An 18,401-nucleotide genomic window follows, 5' to 3' on the forward strand; every position below is an offset into this window, starting at 1 on the left:
AGTGCGGCTGTGGCGCACATCGACCAGGTCCTGGGGCCGACCGACGACACGGTCGTCTTCTTCCAGCCGCGCGCCATGGTCTACGTGACGATGCTCTGGGTGGTCGCCGCCGTCTGGGCGGTGTCTCTCGCCCTGTTCGTGCTGCTCCGGGTGATCCTGGGAGATCCGCCCGGGGCCGACGACATCGTCACCTACCTCGAACTCGCCCTGATCGTCCCGGTGGTCTTCTCGGCGCTGATCCTGCTCGTGGCCTGGCGCCGCTTCGGCTGGCTGCACAGCTCCGTCCACGGCCTCGACTTCGCCGCCACCGGCCGCAAGCCGGTGCACATCCCGTGGTCCGGGGTCGCGGCCGTCGGCCTGCGGCATCGGGGCCCGTTCACCGAGCTGGTCGTCACCCCGGTCGCGCCGGATTTTCCGGTGGTCGGTTCCGGCCCGGGTCGCCGGCCCCGCATGCGTCGTGGCGCCTACCTGGTCGATGTCGGCCTGATGTCACCGGGCCCGGACGTGCTGCTGGCCGAGCTCCACCGCCGGCTGCCGACCAAGGTTTGATTTTTCGGCTCCGGCACCCTAGGTTTAACGCATCCGTTAATTAACGGGAGCGTTAAATGATTACCGACCGGCTCAGCCAGATCTTCGCGGCGCTCGCCGACCCGACCCGCCGCGCCATCCTTGCGCGCCTCGCCGAGGGCGAGGCCACCGTCACCGAGCTGGCCGAGCCGTTCGACATCAGCCTGCCCGCGATCTCCCGCCACCTGAAGGTGCTGGAGAAGGCGGGCCTCATCTCGCGCAGCCGCTCCGCCCAGTGGCGTTCCAGCCGGCTCGAGGCCGAGCCGCTGCGCGAGGCCACCGCCTGGATGGAGCGCTACCGCCGCTTCTGGGACGTGAACTTCGCCCGCCTCGACGCGCACCTCAAACGCATGAAAGAGGAATCGTCATGACCGACCTCGTCATCACCCGCATCTTCGACGCGCCCCGCCCGATGGTCTACCGCGCCTTCGTCGACCCCGACCAGCTGGCCGCCTGGTTCGGCCCGGTCGGCTGGTCGGTACCCCTCGACAGCGTCTCGGTCGAGGCCAAACCGGGCGGCCACCAGCGCTTCACCATGGTCAACGACTCCGATCCGTCGCAGTCCTCCGCGGTCGACGCCACCTTCACCGAGGTCATCGAGAACGAACTGCTGGTCGGCGAGGAAGACGTCTCCGGAATCGACGCCTTCCCGGGCGACTCGATGCGCATGCGCATCGAGTTCTACGACGAGCCCGGCGACAAGACCCGCATCGTCCTGACCCAGGGGCCATACTCGCCGGAGTGGGAGTCGGGTGCCGCCGAAGGCTGGGGCAGCAGCTTCACCAAGCTGGACGCCCTGCTCGCCAAGGCTTGATGCGGCACCCGATCCGGAGGGCTTGATGCTGCACTCGATCCGGAGGGCTTGATGCGGCACCCGATCCGGAGGGCTTGATGCTGCACTCGATCCCGGCCGCCGCGCCGCCCGCCCCGTGCTTCACGCTCGGCCGGGCGGCCTGCGGCCCGTTCACGGTCGGCTATGCCGCGTTCGACGCAAGCCCGCTCCCGCACCGGCTGCTGCCGCTCAACTTCCCGGCGCTCATCCTCGATTTCGACACCGGTCGCACGCTGCTCACCGGCCCGCGCGCCCGGTCGTCCCTCGACGGCCCGACCACTTGGGGCAGCGGCATTTCCGTAGGCTTGACCCCGGCCGGCGCGGCCACCCTGGCCGGAATGCCAATATCCGAAATCTCCGGACAATCTGTCGCCCTGGATCTCCCGTGGGCGTCCCACCTGGCCGCGCTCCCGTCCTGGCCGGCCCGCTTCACCTGGCTGGACACCACCTTCACGCCCGCGCCCGCCGCGGCCCCCGATTCCCGTCCGGCCCTCGGTTCTTCGCCCGACCTCGGCCTCAACCTCGACCTCGATCCCCACCTCGCGCTTCCTGCGGTCTCGCGCTGGTCGCCGTCCCCGGCCGTCACCGCGGCCTGGTGGCGCCTACAGCAGACCCCGCGCGTCCGTGACGTGGCTGCCGCCCTGGGCCTGTCCCGCCGCCGCCTCGAGCGCGACTTCCGCCGCGAGATCGGCCTCTCACCCGGCGCCGTAGCCCGCACCGCCCGCCTGCAGCGATCCCTGTCCGCCCTGCTCCGCGGCGCACCCCCGGCCGCTGCAGCACTCACCGGCGGCTTCGCCGACCAGTCGCATCTGACCCGCACCATGCGCGAAGCCGTCGGCCTCACCCCGGCCGCCTTCCGCGCATTCGTTCAAGACGTGGCCCCACCGGTTCCCTAGCTTCGACGGCATGACGCTCACCGGCAAGATCGCCCTGGTCACCGGCGGCACCCGCGGCATCGGCCGCGCCATAGTCGAACGCCTGACCGCCGACGGCGCCCAGGTCTACTTCACTTATCGCGCCGCCACCGAAGCCGCCCTGGACCTGTCCGACCGCACCGGCGCTACCCCGATCCAGGCCGACCAGTCGACGCTCGCCGCCGTCGACGCCATGTTCGCCCCCATCCCCGGCCGCCTCGACATCCTGGTCAACAACGCCGCCACCAGCACCCACATCCCCCTGCCGGAGCTGACCCCGGAAAACTTCGACCACGTAATGACCGTCAACACCAAGGTTCCCCTACTGGCGATCCAGCGCGCAGCTCCCTTGATGCCCCGAGGCGGCCGCATCATCAACCTCTCCACCCTGAACACCGCCCTACCCGCCCCCGGCCTGACCCTGTACTGCGCCACCAAGGCCGCCCTCGAACAGGTCACCGCCGTCCTCTCCCGTGAACTCGGCCCCCAGGGCATCACCGTGAACACCGTCTCCCCGGGCGCCACCGACACCGACCTGCTGCGCTCCACCAACCCACCGGGTTCGCTCCCGCAGACCGCCGCCCTCACGGCCCTCGGCCGCCTGGGCCGCCCCGCCGACATCGCAGCGGTGGTCGCTTTCCTCTGCACGGAAGACGCAGCCTGGCTCACCGGCCAAAACCTCCGGGCGACCGGCGGCCTGCTCATCTGACGGCTCCGTTTCCCGTACGGGATCAGACCCCAACCCACCCGCAACCGTCCCCGTCCCGCCCGCAGCGACCCGGCAGGTGCCCCCTCACGGCCGTCGCGGGCCGCCGGCCCGGACTCCCCGACGCAGGGAGAACTCCAGCTTCGTGGCCGCCCGTCATGCCCAATACGGAACCCACCATTGCCAGTCGGCCGGCGCAGCGGGCCAGTCCGGGTCGGGCCGCCACCCAGCGGGCGGGCTCCACCCGTCCGGCGGCTGCGGCCACCCCGGCGGCACAGCAAACCGAATCCCAGCCGGCCGAGCCGGTATCTCGCCGTGCTGCGGCGGTGCCTGGACGTGCTGCATCGGCGTCTGGATCTGCTGCGGCGGTGTCTCGACGTGCTGCTGCGAGATGTGGACGTGCCGGGGCGGCGTCTGGACGTGCTGCGGCGGCGCAGGCTCAGCCAGCACGACCGTGACCGCAGGCGAGGGCTCCCCGCTCCAGGCTCCTCCCGGGATTACCACCGGCTTCGCTACCCCAGCCGATCGCTCGACGGTGACCGCACCCGGCCCACCGGCCGGCACGGCCCGTTCTCCGACCCCACCGGCCACCGGCCGTTCTCCGACCCCGCCGGCGGCCGCCCGTTCTCCGACCCCGCGGGCGGCCGCCCGATCCCCGGCCCCGCTGGCGGCCGCCACGATCGTGGCGTCGGGCGGCGCCGGCCTAGCCAGCCAGGATTCGGGCAGTTCGTGGGCCCGGGCCGCGTAAACGACCACCTCGACCTTGATCCGGTTGCCTCGCACGAGGGCCCGGGCGGCCGTGAGGTGCCCCGCCTGGCTCAGGTGCCGCAGCGCGGGCAGCAGCTCGGCGCTCATCTTCGGGCTGAGGCGTCCGATCGGGGCGCCGTCCAGCCGGACCTCGACCAGCTCGCGCGTGCTCCGCGGCAGCTGCTCGTGCATCTCGTGCAGGGTGACGTGTACCCAGCATTCGCCCTCCGGCCGCAGCCACGGGAGCAACGCATCGAGGTGCTTCTCTTCCCCGGTCACCTGGATGGCGTGGCCGCCCGGCAGCACCCGGTGGGCCGTGCCCGGCGGCCGGTTGGCCGGGACGATCAGGTGCGGTTCGGCCAGGTCGATGCGGACCGACCCGGTGATTCCCGGCCGGTCGCCGTAGCGGGCCGCGGCCCACACCCGGGCCGCCACCTGCGGCGCTCGCCCTTCGGCGACCAGTCCGGACAGCACCGGCGCGTACCGGGCGGCCTCGTCGCGTCCCAGGTAGCCGACCTGGCGACCGGCCACCCAGACCCCGACTGCGTTCGGGTCGTGCCGGTTCCACGGTTCCGGTACGAGCTGCGCACTGGTGACCAGCTCGCTGCCGTCCTCGCGGAACTCCGGCCCGAACACCTCCCGGATCGCGTCCGTGTAATGCGACTCCCCGACGATGTCCACGCCGGCCCACCCGCGCTGCCCCCACAGCTCAAACGGAACGTCCATGCCGCACGGTAGCCCGGCACCCCACCACCGCCCGTTCCCCCGAGCCGGTGCTCTGAGCCGCCGACCCGGGGACCGCCCATCGTCCGTCCGATCGAGATGGGGCGATGGTCAGCCGCGGCCGATCGGCGTGCGCGGCGTCTCGGAGAGCGCCCGGATCCATCGGGGAGTGCGCACCACCGCCAGGTAGATGCCGAACGCCACGACCGCCGTGACGCGCGAGGCCACCATGTACGAGACGCCGCCCGCGGTCATTGCCCCGGCGACGATGTTGAAGGCGCTGATGGCCAGCAATGTGGTCGCCGCCCCGGTCATCAGCAGGAGATATCGCGCGGCGAACGACGACTGACGCACTCCCGCGACGACCGTGCTCATCCCGAGTCCGAGCAGGAGGACGCCCATCAGTCCGGGGCCCGCGCACAGGATCTCCGGTGTCAGCGGGCGCGGGCTCAGCGCGGTCAGCATGCAGGTCACGGAGCAGATGACGACGGCAGCGCCGCGTACGAACGCCGGCACCGGCCGCAGCAGGCGGATGAAACGCAGCACGAAGTACGGCTGCCACAGCAGGAGCGTGGTGCCGGCGATGCTGCACCAGGCCGGCAGGCTGCCGCCCTCGAGCCGCCGCACGATGTCCACGACGAACAGCACCACGTGCGGCGCGACGACGAGCGTGGCCGGCCCGGATCGGGGGACCGCCGGCAGGGCGATCCGGAGCGCCACGACCACGGTCACGCCCTCGCAGATCAGCAGGGATATGGCGTTACCGGTCAGGGCGAGCTCGATCAGGCCGGCCGCGGCCGCCACGCCGGCGACCACCACGATCGGGGCGGCCGACCGGCGGCGGGACGCGGTCGCCGGAAGCCGCATGGACGGCACGGCGGCGAACAGGCCGGCGGCGAACCGTACGCCGATGACCAGTCGGGTGATCGGCAACCGGGTCGCCCCGCGCCGGGCCAGGATGGCGTCGATCTCGGCGCACCACTCCTCGACCCGCTCCGCACGGGACGCCGGCGGCAGCCGGCGCGCGGCCACCCGTACGAGATGCCGTGGCACCTGGTCGAGCCGGCGCCGGATCTCTTCGCTGACCAGGTCGCCGACGACGGTGCCGAAGACCGCCGCGAGCGCGCCGAACACGAGGAGACCGAGTTTGGTCATCGGTGCCCCCAGCCGGGCCGCAGAACGCCGAGGCGTAGCCCGGCGGCCGAGGGACGACGGGCGAGCTCCATCCGCGCCGAGCGCTGTCCGGCGGCCGTGAGGCGATAGCCGACCCGCGCGCCGCTCCGGCGTTCCCGTTCCAGCCAGCCGGCCCGTTCCAGCTGGTCGAGGATCGGGTAGAGCCGCGCCGACCCGAGCCCGCATGCGCGCATGAGGTCGTACCCGTAGCGGGGTGTCGAGGGTTCGTCGAGGAACGCCCGCAGCACGACAACCGTCAGCCTGGTGATCCGCATCGGCCTCAGTGTGACATAACGGCTAAGTCGGACAGCCCCTATCGCCGAAGCGCGTCGGGTGCCCCGAATGTGACCGGTACGCCGGGGGAGTAGAGCACGCTGTCCGGCGGGCGTCCGAAGGCCGGCAACCCGGCCGCCGTGACCAGGCCGTCGTCGAGGCTGAGCAGCTCGGCCCGGTGCAGCGGCCACTGTGGATGGTCGTTGGGCATGTGCAGCGTGCGGCCCCAGGCGTGGGTGTGCAACGCCCACCGCGCGGTCAGGAAGTGCTCGAGCGGCGACGGCGAGCCGACGGGCGCGCCGACCCGTACGGAAAGGTCCGACCGGGCCGGGGAGAACTGCCGCCGGCTGGTGTAGCGCAGGACGTCACCCGACCGGGAGATCCGCATGCGCGACCACATGTAGGGCAGCGACAGCCCGGCCCGCGCGACCAGGACCGGCACCAGCCGCGCCGCGTCCAGCGACAGGAACACGACGCCGCGCCGGCCGGCCGGGTCGACGCTGTAGACGCGCACGTTGGTCTCGGCGAACGTGCCGAAGTAGGGCACCCCCGGCCCGCGGAGGAATCCCACCCCGGCCATCCGGAAGGCGATGAGCCCGACATAGGTCACCCCGTCCAGCGTGTCGGGCACGGTGCCGGCGGGCAGGAACGGCGCGACCACGGCCGGCGGCACCGCCCAGTGCAGGAACGCCAGGTCTTCCCAACGCTGCACCAGCAGTGAGCGGCGGACCGGCCGCGGTGTGGTCGCGGTGACCGATTCGATCACCGCTTACCGGCCGATGCCTGACATGTCGGGGTAACGATCGCCGGCGGGCGGCCGGATCGCCGTGAGCCGGGCCAGCTGGTCGGCGGACAGCGTCAGCGCGTCGGCCCCCACGTTCTCCTCGAGCCGCGAGACCCGCTTGGTCCCCGGGATCGGAGCCAGGTCGGAACCCTGGGCCAGCACCCACGCCAGCGCCACCTGGGCCGGCGTGGCCCCGAGCGCGGATGCCACCGCCGACACCTCGTCGACGATCTGCAGGTTCTGCTGCAGGTTGTCCTCGGAGAATCGCGGGTTGGCCTTGCGGAAGTCGTCCGCGTCGAGGGCGGACGTCGAGCGGATGGATCCGGTGAGGAAACCCCGGCCGAGCGGCGAGTACGGCACGAATCCGATGCCCAGTTCGCGCAGCGTGGGCAGAACCGACGCCTCCGGGTCGCGGGTCCACAGCGAGTATTCCGACTGCACCGCCGTGATCGGGTGCACCGCGTGTGCCCGTCGGATGGTGGACGCCGACGCCTCCGACAGCCCGATGTGCCGGATCTTGCCTTGCTGTACGAAGTCGCCGAGAAGGCCGACGACCTCCTCGATCGGCACCGCCGGGTCGACCCGGTGCTGGTAGTAGAGGTCGATGTGGTCGACGCCGAGCCGCCGCAGCGAACCTTCGAGAGCGGTCCGGATGTTGTCCGGGTGGCTGTCGATCCGGCGGCCGGGAACGTCGAGGCGATGCGAGTAGAGCCCGAACTTCGAGGCGATCACCACCTGGTCCCACCGGCCGGCGAGGGCACGCGACAGCAGCTCCTCGTTGGTGAACGGGCCGTAGATCTCGGCGGTGTCGAAGAATGTGACGCCCAGCTCGATCGCCCGGTGGATGGTGCGGATCGACTCCGCGTCGTCGGTGCTCTTGCCGGTGTAGAACGCCGACATGCCCATGCAGCCGAGGCCGAGGCGGGAGACCTCGAGGCCGGCCAGCGATACCTGTTCCATGCCGCCGAAGTTACGCCGGCCAGGGACGGAACGGCGTGATGGACGTAACGACCAGGAGCGGCGAAGGGCGATGACCGGCGAAGATGAAGGGGTGAACACGATCCGACCCGCCGCGGTGCTCTTCGACATGGACGGCACGCTGGTCGACAGCGAGAAGGTCTGGGACGTCGCGCTCAACGAGCTCGCCGTCCGCGAGGCCGGTCGCCGTCTCTCCGCGGGGGCCCGGCGCGCGATGATCGGCAGCAGCATGCCGGTCAGCATGCGGATCATGCGGGACGACCTTGGGCTCGACCGCGAGCCCGACGCCGACTGGCTGATCGAGCGGGTCTTCGAACTGTTCGCCCAGGGCCTGGTCTGGCGCCCGGGCGCCCTGGAGCTGCTGCGCGCGGTCCGGCAGCAGGGCCTGCCCACGGCGCTGGTCACCTCGACCGGCCGCAAGCTGGTCGAGGTCGCCCTCGAGACGCTGGGCCGGGAAAACTTCGACGTGATCGTCTGCGGCGACGAGGTGGCGGTGCCCAAGCCCGACCCGACGCCCTACCGGCTGGCCGCCGAGCTGCTCGAGGTGCCGGTCGAGCGGTGCGTCGCGATCGAGGACTCGCCGACCGGGGTGGCCAGCGCGGTCGCGTCGGGTGCGGCGGTGCTCGCGGTCCCGTCCGAGCTCGAGCTTCCGCCGACCGACGGCGTCCACCTGCGCGAGTCGCTGGTCGGCGTGGACCCGGCCTTCCTCGGCCAACTGGTCACGCGCGGACTGTCGTCGCAGGAACGCTGACCCGCGCCACCTGACTCGACCGTTCACCGGCGCCGGCCAAGCCGAGCGCCGCGATCAGCATGCCCGGTGCCGGCAGCACCCGAACCATCGGGCCGCCACTTGAGAAACGTCCTCAAGACGGCATCCTGATGTCATCGTGACGCTTGACTGACACCACTGATGACGTCATAGTGGGGTCATGGATTTGACGCCGTACCTCGAAGCCCTCCGCGCCGACCTTCACGCGGCGGCCGCTCCCGGCGGTCCCGAGACCACCCGGGCGGCCGAGCTGCTCGGCGGCGCGCTCGAGGCATCGGCCCGGCTGGTGCTCCTCGAGGCGCTCTCCGACGCCGCCGCGGAGATCACCACCCGGCTCAGCGACGCCTCGGTCGACGTGCGGCTGCGCGGCCGCGAGGCCGACCTGGTCGTCAACCAGACGATCGCCGACGACCTCCCGCCGGAGTCGCCGGCCACGCCGGGCGCCGAGGTCCTCGACGGCGGCGACCTCATCCGGATCACCCTGCGCATGCCCGAGGCGCTGAAGTCGCACGTCGAGCAGCTTGCCGGCGAGCTCAACGTCTCGGTCAACTCCTGGCTGGTGCGCGCGGTGATGGCCGCCGTCAGCCAGCCCTCCCGCCCGGCGCCGCAGGGCGGCCGGGGCCGCCCGGGCAAGCGCCTCACCGGGTTCTTCGAAGCCTGACCAGCGTTTTCCTTCGGAAAGGACACCCCTGATGTACGAGTTCGACCGCGCCACCCCCGTCACCGTCGCGCTGCGCGCCCACGGCGGCCACGTCGAGATCACCGCCGAGGAGCGCTCGACGGTCGAGGTCCAGGTGACCCCGCTCAACACCAGCGACAACAGCCGCGAGGCGGCCGAGAAGACGATAGTCGTCCTGGAGGACGACACGCTGCTGGTGCAGGTCCCCGGCGCCGAATACTGGAGCTGGCGACGATCACCGAAGCTGGCCATCACGATCCGGGTGCCCGCGGGCAGCGCCCTGGCCGGCAAGAGCTCGTCGGCCGACGTCCGCGCCCAGGGCATCTACTCCGTGGTCCAGCTCAACGTCGCCTCGGCCGACGTACAGGTCGACGAGGTCACCGGCGACGCCCTCCTCGACGCGGCCAGCGGCGACCTGTCGATCGCCCGGGTCGGCGGCGGCCTCCGCATCAAGAGCTCGTCCGGCACCCTGCGCGTCGGTGACGTCATCGGTGACGTCAGCGCGGAGACCGCGAGCGGCGACATCCACCTGCACAGCGGTGATGCGTCCGTGAAGGCGAAGACCGCGAGCGGCGACATCGAGGTCGGCCTGCTCCGGCAGGGCCGGGCCCAGCTCGGTACGGCGTCCGGTGACGTCAGCGTGGGCATCGCCGCCGGCACCGGCATCTGGCTCGACCTGGACACCGCCTCGGGCAAGTCCACCAGCGACCTCACCAACCTTGGCGACGTCCCGCCCACCGACAAGCCCACCAGCCTGGAACTGCGGGTCCGCACCGCCAGCGGCGACATCCACGTCCACCGTGCCCACAACAACCTGAAGGTGGCCTGACCATGATGCCCGGCAACCCCTACGCCGTAGAGCAGGCGGCAGCCGAACTCCGCCGCCGCGCCCGCGCCGCCCGCATCCGCAGACGCCGGGCCGCCGGCTTCGCCCCGCCCGAGTGGCCCCCGAGCCGCGGGCCCACGCCCAACCCCCGCCACCACTGACCTGAGCCCGGCGTGCCACGGCCCGCCGGGCTCCGGTCGTGCGGAGGCTCAGATCGCGACCGGCGAACCGGGCCGGCGGGGAGCCCTCGGGATCGTCAGACCCCCGGCTTGATCAACCCGGTCTCGTAGGCCAGAACCACCGCCTGGGTGCGATCCCGCAACCGCAACTTGGTCAGCACATGTCCCACATGCGTCTTGATGGTCGTCTCACTGACCTGCAGGGCCCCGGCGATCTCGGCGTTGGAATGTCCCCGCGCCACGTACACCAGCACCTCGCGCTCCCGCTCGGTCAGCAGATCAAGAGCCGACTCCGCGGTGGTCTCCGGCGCCGGCAGCGCCTCGGCGACCCGCGCCAGGATGCGAGCCAGGATGACCGGTGCGATCACCGCGCCGCCGGCGGCGAGTGTCCGCACCGTCCGCACCAGCTCATCGGCCGGCACGTCCTTGCGCAGGAACCCGACTGCCCCAGCCGCGATGGCCCCCAGCGCGTGCTCGTCACCGTCGTGCTCGGCCAGCACGAGGATCCGCACCGGCAGACCGGCCGCAACCACCGACCGCGCCACGGCCAGCCCGTCGGCGCGCGGCAGGCCCAGATCCGTCACGAGCACGTCGGGCAGCAACCGCCGGGCCAGCGAGACGGCCTCGATCCCGTCGCCGGCCTCCCCGGCGATGACGATCTCGGCGGCGTCCGCCCCGACGGCCTCGCATCCGGCGCCCGTGAGCGCCATCCGCAGCCCCGACCGTTGCATCGGCGCGGCGTCGGCCAGCAGCACCCGCAGCGGCCGCCGGCGGGTGCTGGTATCCATGCCGGTCACCCTAGGCGATCGTCGTCCACCGGCGCGGTCTCGAGAACCGGCTCGGCGGCCTCGGTCGGGTAGGGCGGCGGGGTCCCGCCGAACTCGGGGCAGAACTGCTGGTGGCTGCACCACCCGCAGAGCCGGCTCGGCTTGGGCCGGAAGTCGCGGTCGCGCTTGGCCCGCTCGACCGCCTGGGACAGTGCGACAAGCGTGCGCTCGAACCTCTCCAGCTCCTCCGCGTCGGGGCTGTAGTCGCAGATCTCGGCGTCTTTGAGGTAGAGCAGCCGGAGCACCTTGGGCACCACCCCGCGGGTGCGCCACAGCACCAGCGCATAGAACTTGAGCTGGAACAGCGCCCGTCCCTCGAACGCCTCACGCGGCGCCCCGCCGGTCTTGTAGTCGACCACCCGCAGGTCGCCGGCGGGGGAGACGTCGAGCCGGTCGATGTAGCCGCGGATCAGCAGTTCCTCGTCGACCAGCGTCGACACCAGGCTCTCGCGCTCGGCCGGCTCGAGGCGGGTCGGGTCCTCGACGGTGAAGTAGCCGTCGAGCAGGGCCCGGGCGCTGCCCAGGAAGCCGGCGACGCCGCCGGGCAGGGCGTCGGCCTCGGCGATCAGAGCGGCCGGGTCGGGGACCTCGGCGACCGTGGCGGCCCCGGCCGGCGCCACGAAGATCGAGGCCAGCGCCGGCTCCTGGGCGATGAGCGATTCCCAGGCCGGGCCGACCAGGCCGGCGGCGGCGGACGGCGTCCGGCCGGCCGCCGGCAGGTCGAACAACTTTTCCAGTACGGCGTGCACGAGCGTCCCGCGGGCCTGGTCGGCCGACGGCTGCTCGGGCAGCTTGTCGATGGTGCGGAAGCGGAAGAGCAGCGGACAGGTCTTGAAGTCGGCGGCCCGCGAGGGCGAGAGCGAGGGGCCCGGGTGGCGATCGCGTACCTGCGGGGAGACTGTCTGCGCCGTCATGGGAGGAAGGCTAGGGCAGGGGTACGACGAAAACGCGCTCCGGTCCCGCGGCGCGGCTTCCGTAGCATTCATGAGATGGAGGACGGCCGGGTGGACCACAGCGCCCCACAGCCGCGCCGGGTCCGGCGCGCAACCCACGCGGTGGGCCGGGTGCTCGGCATCCCGGTCTTCCTGAACGCATCGATGCTGCTGCTCGCGCTGCTGGTCACGCTGGTTTACGGCAACTACGTCAGCGACGAGCTCGGCCTGTCCGGCCCGGTCAGCTACCTGATCGGGTTCGGCTTCGTGGTCTGCCTGCTCGGCTCGGTCCTGCTGCACGAGCTGGGGCACGCGCTGACCGCCCGCCACTACGGCATCGGCGTCCGGGGCATCACCTTGGAGCTGCTCGGCGGCTGGACCGAGATGGACCGCGACGCCCCCAACCCGCGGGTGGACGCCCTGGTCAGCCTGGCCGGTCCGGCGGTCTCGCTGGTTCTCGGCGGGCTGGCCACCGGGGCGACGCTGGTTCTCGGCGACCGTACGGCGGCCGGGCAGATCGCCTTCCAGCTCGCGGCCAGCAACGTGATCGTCGCGATCTTCAACGTGCTGCCGGGGCTGCCGCTCGACGGCGGCCGCGCGCTGCGGGCCGGCATCTGGGCCCTGCTCAAGGACCGCAACCGGGCCACCGTGGCGGCGGGCTGGGCCGGGCGCGGGCTGGCCGGCGTGACCGCTCTGGTGGCCTTCTGGTGCTACCACGTCGGGCTGGTCACGGTCTTCGGGCTGGCGTTCGTGCTGCTCGTGGTCTTCACGCTCTGGCAGGGCGCCGGCCAGTCGATCCGGCTGGCCCGGATGACCGGCCGGTTCCCGCTGGTCGACCTGCCCCGGCTGGCCCGCCCGCTGCTCACCGTCACCGCCGGCACCTCGCTCGGCGAGGCCCAGCGGCGCCGCGCGGAGGACCCGCGTCCCCACGTGGTGCTCGCGGTCAGCGACTCGGCGGGTAATCTCACCGCACTGGTCGACCCGGTCGCCGCCGAGCGGGTTCCGGTCGACCGGCGCCCGTGGGTGGCGGTCGACAGCGTGTCCCGTTCGCGCGACGCGGTGCCGGCCCTGCCGGTCGGGCTGACCGGCGAGCAGGTGGTCCGCGCGCTGCAGGCCCACCCCGCGCCGCAATACCTGGTGACCTCGGACGACGGGGTCGTCGGCGTGCTGCGGGTGGGCGACGTGGCCGCGGTGCTGGAGCCGCACCGCGTGCGCCCGACCAAGTGATCCACAACGAGAGGCAACAGTGACCATTACCCCCGCGCCGGTCGACGAGCCGGTGCCCGCGCCCGTGCCAACGTATTGGGGTCCGTTCCGGGCCGGCGACCGCGTCCAGCTCACCGACCCCAAGGGGAAGATGCACACGATCGTGCTGGAGGCGGGCAAGGCCTTCCACACCCACAAGGGCGCGATCGAGCACGACGCGTTGATCGGCCTGCCCGACGGCAGCGTGGTCACCTCCTCCGGCAACACGCAGTACCTCGCGCTGCGGCCGCTGCTGAGCGACTATGTGCTGTCGATGCCGCGCGGTGCCCAGGTGATCTATCCGAAGGACGCGGCCCAGATCGTGGCGATGGGTGATGTCTTCCCGGGCGCCAAGGTGCTCGAGGCGGGCGCCGGCTCGGGCGCGCTGACCTGTTCGCTGCTGCGGGCGGTCGGCAGCTCGGGCGAGGTGCACTCGTTCGAGTTGCGGGAAGATTTCGCGGCGATCGCCCGCAAGAACGTCGAGGCGTTCTTCGGCGGCCCGCACCCGGCCTGGCACCTGCACGACGGCGACGTCGCGACCAACGAGATGACCGGTTTCGACCGGATCGTGCTCGACATGCTGACCCCGTGGGAGGCGCTCGACATGGTCGAGCGCGCGCTGATCCCGGGCGGCGTCTTCATCGGCTACGTGGCGACCACCCCGCAGCTGTCGGAGCTGGTCGAGGCGCTGCGCGAGCGCGGTGGCTGGACCGAGCCCCGGGCCTGGGAGTCACTCGTACGGGACTGGCACGCCGAGGGCCTTGCGGTGCGTCCCGACCACCGGATGGTGGCACACACGGCGTTCCTGGTCTCGTCCCGCAAGCTCGCGCCCGGGGTCACGGCGCCGCCGCGCCGCCGCAAACCGAGCAAGGGCGCCGAGGCGTACGCGCTGCGCCGGGCCGCCCAGGCGGCCCTGCACGCCGAAGCGACCCAGCCGGATGACTCAGCGGGATGACCCAGCGGATGACTCAGCGGAATGACAGCGGCTAATAGTCTCGGGTAACTTCCTTCGAGGCGTCGCAGGACGGGAGGATCGGGTGGGCACGATGAGTTCTCCGCCGTTCGGCGGCAGCAACGAGATGCCGGCGGTGTTCCCGGACTGGTCGCCTTACCAGGACCTGGACTCGGCCGCCCGGGCCTATCTGCGTGACCCCGAGGTGGCGCTCGACGCGCTCTTCGGCGTGCTGCGCGGCGCCTCGGTGCTGTGCTTCACCCTGGAGCGCTTCGTCAACGAGGTCAACGGCGTCTGGCAGGAGGTCGTCATCTGCGACGGCAGCCGCCTGGTGCTGTGGCACGGCGAGGACGTCGCGCCCGGCGACGGCCCGGTCGGCTCGATGACCTCGTCGCTGCGGGTGGTGCCGCTGTCGACGGTCACCGAGGTGGGCTGCCGCCGCCGGCTGACCCGCACCGCCAACGGCCAGGCCCGGGTCGACAGCATCGACGTCTACCTGCTGCTCAGCTCGGTCGACGACGCGGTGCCGCCGCCCGGCATGGACGACGCCGAGTCCCGCGCGACCGTGCGGCACGACGCGTTGCGCTTCGGCAAGACGCTCGACGACGGCGGCCCGGGGCAGATCGCCCGCCTGGAGGAGTTCTCGAGGGTGGTCGCCTCGCTCGTCGGGCGTCCCACGTTGTGATTTTTTCTGCGCTCAGCTGAAGGCACGTAAGGGCTTCCGGGAGGATCGGAAGTCCCGAAATGCCATATGTCACAGTGCGTCCAGGCGTTCACGCTTCCGGTCCCCGCCAGGGCCGCATCCCGGTGACGCGCCGGCCGGGCGTTCGACGGCCGTCGTGCCCGGCCGCTTCCGAGAATCGCCGCAGCTCACGGCGGTAGGCAAGGGTGTCGATGCGGTGCCGGTCGTGCCGCGTGGTGCGCCTCTGGCCGCTGTGCCGGCAGGGACCGGCCCCTAGCCGCAACGCCTCCGGTGGCGCATCAGCCGCACCGGAATTTGGGCCTGCCGACCGTACCGGAAGCCTCCGACAAGGATCTGGCGGCCGTAGGCCGAATGGATCAAGAGTCGGTGACGAGGGTGTTGCATGGGTCGAAATCCGGGCCGCAGCGGCTAATGTTGTCGCAAGACGTTCGAGCCCCCGGGGAGGTGGGACGTGGCACGTAGCGACGATGCGGATTCACGCGCCGTACGGTGGGAAAAAGAGGCCAACGATCTCTCCAGCCAGGTCGCGTTCCTGCAGGAGGAACTCGCCCTTGTTCGGCGGAAGTTGACCGAGAGCCCACGACACGTCCGGCAGCTCGAGGAACGGCTCGCGGCAACGCAGGCGCAGCTGGCCCGACTGACCGAGAACAACGAGCGCCTTGTGGCAACCCTCAAGGAAGCCCGCTCGCAGATCGTCACTCTGAAGGAAGAGATCGATCGCCTGGCCCAGCCGCCCAGCGGCTACGGCGTGTTCCTGGCGGCCCACGAGGACGGCACGGTCGACGTGTTCACCGGTGGGCGCAAACTCCGCGTGGCGGTCTCGCCCTCACTCGAGGTCGAGGAGCTCAAGCGCGGCCAGGAGGTGCTGCTCAACGACGCGCTCAACGTGGTCGACGCGTTCGGCTACGAGCGGTCGGGTGAGGTGGTCACCCTCAAGGAGGTGCTGGCCGGGCCGGCCGGTGAGCTCGGCGACCGCGCGTTGGTCGTCTCGCACGCCGACGAGGAACGCATCGTGTTCCTCGCCGACTCGCTCGAGATCTCCAAGCTCCGCGCGGGTGACTCGCTCATGATCGAGCCCCGCTCGGCGTACGCCTACGAGCGGATCCCGAAGAGCGAGGTCGAGGAACTCGTCCTGGAGGAGGTCCCCGACGTCGACTACACCGACATCGGTGGCCTGCACTCGCAGATCGAGCAGATCCGCGACGCCGTCGAGCTGCCGTTCCTGCACGCCGACCTGTTCCGGGAGCACCAGCTGCGCCCGCCGAAGGGCATCCTGCTCTACGGCCCGCCCGGCTGCGGCAAGACCCTGATCGCCAAGGCGGTGGCCAACTCGCTGGCCAAGAAGATCGCCGAGCGGCGCGGTGAGGAGAAGCACACCAGCTACTTCCTCAACATCAAGGGCCCGGAGCTGCTCAACAAGTACGTCGGTGAGACCGAGCGGCACATCCGCCTGGTCTTCCAGCGGGCCCGGGAGAAGGCCGGCGAGGGCACGCCGGTCATCGTGTTCTTCGACGAGATGGACTCGATCTTCCGCACCCGTGGTTCCGGTGTCTCCAGTGACGTGGAGAACACGATCGTGCCCCAGCTCCTCAGCGAGATCGACGGCGTCGAGGGCCTGGAGAACGTGATCGTGATCGGCGCGTCCAACCGCGAAGACATGATCGACCCGGCGATCCTGCGCCCGGGCCGGCTCGACGTGAAGATCAAGATCGAGCGTCCGGACGCCGAGGCGGCCAAGGACATCTTCGCGAAGTACATCCTGGCCGGCCTGCCGCTGTCCGACGACGACCTCAACGAGCACAGCGGTAACCGCGACATGACGGTGGCCGCGATGATCGAAGCGGTCGTCCTGCGGATGTACACCGAGAGCGAGGAAAACCGGTTCCTCGAGGTCACCTACGCCAACGGTGACAAGGAAGTCCTCTACTTCAAGGACTTCAACTCCGGCGCGATGATCCAGAACATCGTCGACCGGGGCAAGAAGATGGCGATCAAGGAGTTCCTCACCTCCGGCAAGAAGGGGCTGCGCCTGCAGCACCTGCTCGACAGCTGCGTCGACGAGTTCCGCGAGAACGAGGACCTTCCCAACACCACCAACCCCGACGACTGGGCCCGCATCTCCGGCAAGAAGGGCGAGCGGATCGTCTACATCCGTACGCTCGTCTCCGGCGGCAAGGGCGCCGAGGCCGGCCGTTCCATCGAGACGGCGAACAACACCGGCCAATACCTGTAACAGCCACAAGAGACGCGGGCGGAGGGTTTCCCTCCGCCCGCGTTCTCGTTGCACCGTGCGTGACGGCACCCGCTCCGATACGTCTGGCCTGGCTCGACGGCTTGCGCGGCTTCGCCGCCCTGGCGGTCGTCTGGTTCCACCTCAGCCCGCTCATGCTCGGCAACGAGCGGCACCTCGCGATCATGCGGCACATCGACCTCGGCAAGTACGGCGTCCTGCTGTTCTTCCTGGTCAGCGGCTACGTCATCCCGATGTCGCTGGAGCGCCACGGCTCGCTGCGCCGGTTCTGGATCGGCCGGCTCTGCCGCATCTACCCGGCCTACCTCGGCGCGATCGCGCTGGTCGGGGCGCTCGCGCTGGCCGGCTGGGGGAGCTGGCAGGAGTCGTTCACCCACCAGACGGTGAGCGCCGTGCTCGGCCACGCCACGATGATGACCGAGCTGCTCGGCCTGCACGGCGCGGTCCGCGTCTTCTGGACCCTCTCCTACGAGATGACCTTCTACCTGGTGGTCTCCGGGCTGTTCGCGTGGCGCCTGCACCGGCACAGCGCCTGGTGGGCGGCCGGCCTCGCGCTGGCCGGCCTGCTGCTCGGTCCCGCCCTGCCGGACGGGCTGTTCGCCGGCACCTTCGCCGGCCGCCGGATCACCGCGGTCGTGCTCGCCGTGCTCCTGGGCCTCAGCCTCCTCGCGTACGTCAGGAAGCGCCTGACCCTCGCGGCCGGCGCCGTCGGCATCGGTTTTCTGCTCCTGCCCGCCCTCGACGGGCACCCGGCCTCCGACAGCACCACCGTCGCCTCCTGGCAGGGCCTGCAGCTGCTGGCGGTCATGTTCGCCGGGACCGTGGCCTACCGGGCGCACAGCGGGCAGCTGGGCCGCTTCGCGGCTGTCCTCTCGCTGTCGGTGGTCGCGCTCAGCATCGTCGGAGCGCACTGGGCGTACCTCGGCCCGGCGGGCCATCGGGTCTGGCCGGCGAACGTCGCGGCCGTCGCGGTCACGTTCCTGCTGGCGTACGCGCTGCGCAACCGCACCGTCCCCACGCCGCTGACCTGGCTGGGGCAGATCAGCTACTCGCTGTACCTGCTCCACGCGATCGTGCTCGGGCTGATCCCGCGGCTCATCACCGACCTGCCCTCGCACAGCCCGCTGCTGCGGGCCGTGGTCGGACTGGTCTACCTGGCCGTGGTGCTCACCCTTGCGTGGCTGTCGTACCGGATGGTGGAAATCCCCGGACAGGCCCTCGGCCGGCGGCTGACCGTGCGCCCCGCACCGATTTTCGCCACCCAGCGTGCCGCATCGGGCACGGGGCGGGGCGAGATCGAGCGCGAGAGCGTCTAGGCTCGATACATGAGCAGCAGGGGCA

General features: G+C 71.4%; 21 protein-coding genes. 14 read left to right on the top strand and 7 right to left on the bottom strand.

Features of this window, described 5'->3' with window-relative positions; genetic code table 11:
- The first annotated feature begins 9 nt into the window (after window positions 1–9).
- The 5 genes from ACIA5C_RS13400 (at window position 10) to ACIA5C_RS13420 (ending at window position 3,022) form a co-directional block, all read left to right on the top strand.
- Window positions 10–549, top strand: a complete 540-nt coding sequence (locus ACIA5C_RS13400) for a hypothetical protein (protein WP_396054069.1) — start codon at window positions 10–12, stop codon at window positions 547–549.
- A 56-nt stretch (window positions 550–605) separates the two neighbouring features.
- The gene (locus tag ACIA5C_RS13405) at window positions 606–938 is read left to right on the top strand and encodes an ArsR/SmtB family transcription factor (RefSeq protein WP_396054071.1); all 333 of its coding nucleotides are present in this window, start codon (window positions 606–608) and stop codon (window positions 936–938) included.
- Window positions 935–1,381: an SRPBCC domain-containing protein gene (locus tag ACIA5C_RS13410; protein WP_396054072.1), complete on the top strand. Its 447-nt coding sequence runs from the start codon at window positions 935–937 to the stop codon at window positions 1,379–1,381. The genes ACIA5C_RS13405 and ACIA5C_RS13410 overlap by 4 nt, the downstream gene beginning before the upstream one ends.
- Window positions 1,382–1,458: 77 nt before the next feature.
- The gene (locus ACIA5C_RS13415; protein WP_396054074.1) at window positions 1,459–2,295 is read left to right on the top strand and encodes a helix-turn-helix domain-containing protein; all 837 of its coding nucleotides are present in this window, start codon (window positions 1,459–1,461) and stop codon (window positions 2,293–2,295) included.
- A 10-nt stretch (window positions 2,296–2,305) separates the two neighbouring features.
- A complete protein-coding gene (locus ACIA5C_RS13420) occupies window positions 2,306–3,022 on the top strand; it encodes an SDR family oxidoreductase (protein ID WP_396054076.1) in 717 nt (238 codons plus the stop codon).
- Between the two features lie 153 nt (window positions 3,023–3,175).
- Here ACIA5C_RS13420 and ACIA5C_RS13425 read toward each other — a convergent pair whose 3' ends face one another.
- The 5 genes from ACIA5C_RS13425 to ACIA5C_RS13445 form a co-directional block, all read right to left on the bottom strand.
- Window positions 3,176–4,492, bottom strand: a complete 1,317-nt coding sequence (locus ACIA5C_RS13425) for an HIRAN domain-containing protein (RefSeq protein ID WP_396054078.1) — start codon at window positions 4,490–4,492, stop codon at window positions 3,176–3,178.
- Between the two features lie 108 nt (window positions 4,493–4,600).
- Entirely contained in the window at window positions 4,601–5,644 is a 1,044-nt protein-coding gene (locus ACIA5C_RS13430; RefSeq protein ID WP_396054080.1) for a hypothetical protein, read from the bottom strand.
- On the bottom strand, window positions 5,641–5,937 hold the full coding sequence (locus ACIA5C_RS13435) for a PadR family transcriptional regulator (RefSeq protein ID WP_396054082.1): 297 nt from the start codon (window positions 5,935–5,937) through the stop codon (window positions 5,641–5,643). Before ACIA5C_RS13435 ends, ACIA5C_RS13430 begins: the two co-directional genes overlap by 4 nt.
- 38 nt (window positions 5,938–5,975) lie before the next feature.
- Entirely contained in the window at window positions 5,976–6,701 is a 726-nt protein-coding gene (locus ACIA5C_RS13440; RefSeq protein ID WP_396054084.1) for a YqjF family protein, read from the bottom strand.
- A 3-nt stretch (window positions 6,702–6,704) separates the two neighbouring features.
- Window positions 6,705–7,679, bottom strand: a complete 975-nt coding sequence (locus ACIA5C_RS13445) for an aldo/keto reductase (RefSeq protein ID WP_396054086.1) — start codon at window positions 7,677–7,679, stop codon at window positions 6,705–6,707.
- 115 nt (window positions 7,680–7,794) lie between these two features.
- Here ACIA5C_RS13445 and ACIA5C_RS13450 point away from each other — a divergent pair, with 115 nt between their 5' ends.
- From ACIA5C_RS13450 to ACIA5C_RS13465, 4 genes are all read left to right on the top strand, one after another.
- Complete coding sequence (locus ACIA5C_RS13450) at window positions 7,795–8,448, top strand: HAD family hydrolase (RefSeq protein WP_396054336.1); 654 nt, start codon at window positions 7,795–7,797, stop codon at window positions 8,446–8,448.
- Between the two features lie 178 nt (window positions 8,449–8,626).
- Window positions 8,627–9,127 carry a hypothetical protein gene (locus ACIA5C_RS13455; protein ID WP_396054088.1) on the top strand — a complete coding sequence of 167 codons (501 nt, stop codon included), beginning with the start codon at window positions 8,627–8,629 and terminating at the stop codon, window positions 9,125–9,127.
- A 31-nt stretch (window positions 9,128–9,158) separates the two neighbouring features.
- Window positions 9,159–9,974 carry a DUF4097 family beta strand repeat-containing protein gene (locus ACIA5C_RS13460; RefSeq protein WP_396054090.1) on the top strand — a complete coding sequence of 272 codons (816 nt, stop codon included), beginning with the start codon at window positions 9,159–9,161 and terminating at the stop codon, window positions 9,972–9,974.
- Between the two features lie 2 nt (window positions 9,975–9,976).
- Window positions 9,977–10,132 carry a hypothetical protein gene (locus tag ACIA5C_RS13465; RefSeq protein WP_396054092.1) on the top strand — a complete coding sequence of 52 codons (156 nt, stop codon included), beginning with the start codon at window positions 9,977–9,979 and terminating at the stop codon, window positions 10,130–10,132.
- A gap of 95 nt (window positions 10,133–10,227) precedes the next feature.
- Here ACIA5C_RS13465 and ACIA5C_RS13470 read toward each other — a convergent pair whose 3' ends face one another.
- Window positions 10,228–10,938: a LuxR C-terminal-related transcriptional regulator gene (locus tag ACIA5C_RS13470; RefSeq protein WP_396054094.1), complete on the bottom strand. Its 711-nt coding sequence runs from the start codon at window positions 10,936–10,938 to the stop codon at window positions 10,228–10,230.
- Window positions 10,939–10,943: 5 nt separating this feature from the next.
- Window positions 10,944–11,891 carry a RecB family exonuclease gene (locus ACIA5C_RS13475; RefSeq protein ID WP_396054096.1) on the bottom strand — a complete coding sequence of 316 codons (948 nt, stop codon included), beginning with the start codon at window positions 11,889–11,891 and terminating at the stop codon, window positions 10,944–10,946.
- Between the two features lie 75 nt (window positions 11,892–11,966).
- On the opposite strand from ACIA5C_RS13475, the gene ACIA5C_RS13480 reads away from it, so the two are divergent.
- The 5 genes from ACIA5C_RS13480 to ACIA5C_RS13500 all read left to right on the top strand — a co-directional run bounded on the left by ACIA5C_RS13480 (window position 11,967) and on the right by ACIA5C_RS13500 (window position 18,376).
- On the top strand, window positions 11,967–13,136 hold the full coding sequence (locus tag ACIA5C_RS13480; protein ID WP_396054098.1) for a site-2 protease family protein: 1,170 nt from the start codon (window positions 11,967–11,969) through the stop codon (window positions 13,134–13,136).
- Window positions 13,137–13,161: 25 nt separating this feature from the next.
- Window positions 13,162–14,109, top strand: a complete 948-nt coding sequence (locus ACIA5C_RS13485; protein ID WP_396054338.1) for a tRNA (adenine-N1)-methyltransferase — start codon at window positions 13,162–13,164, stop codon at window positions 14,107–14,109.
- A gap of 91 nt (window positions 14,110–14,200) precedes the next feature.
- Window positions 14,201–14,791, top strand: coding sequence for a hypothetical protein (locus ACIA5C_RS13490; RefSeq protein ID WP_364114288.1), 591 nt, complete (start codon window positions 14,201–14,203; stop codon window positions 14,789–14,791).
- 469 nt (window positions 14,792–15,260) lie between these two features.
- On the top strand, window positions 15,261–17,042 hold the full coding sequence (gene arc / locus ACIA5C_RS13495) for a proteasome ATPase (RefSeq protein ID WP_396054100.1): 1,782 nt from the start codon (window positions 15,261–15,263) through the stop codon (window positions 17,040–17,042).
- A 59-nt stretch (window positions 17,043–17,101) separates the two neighbouring features.
- The gene (locus tag ACIA5C_RS13500) at window positions 17,102–18,376 is read left to right on the top strand and encodes an acyltransferase family protein (RefSeq protein WP_396054102.1); all 1,275 of its coding nucleotides are present in this window, start codon (window positions 17,102–17,104) and stop codon (window positions 18,374–18,376) included.
- Window positions 18,377–18,401: the final 25 nt, after the last annotated feature.

Source organism: Actinoplanes sp. NPDC051343 (assembly GCF_044455125.1).
Classification (GTDB): domain Bacteria; phylum Actinomycetota; class Actinomycetes; order Mycobacteriales; family Micromonosporaceae; genus Actinoplanes.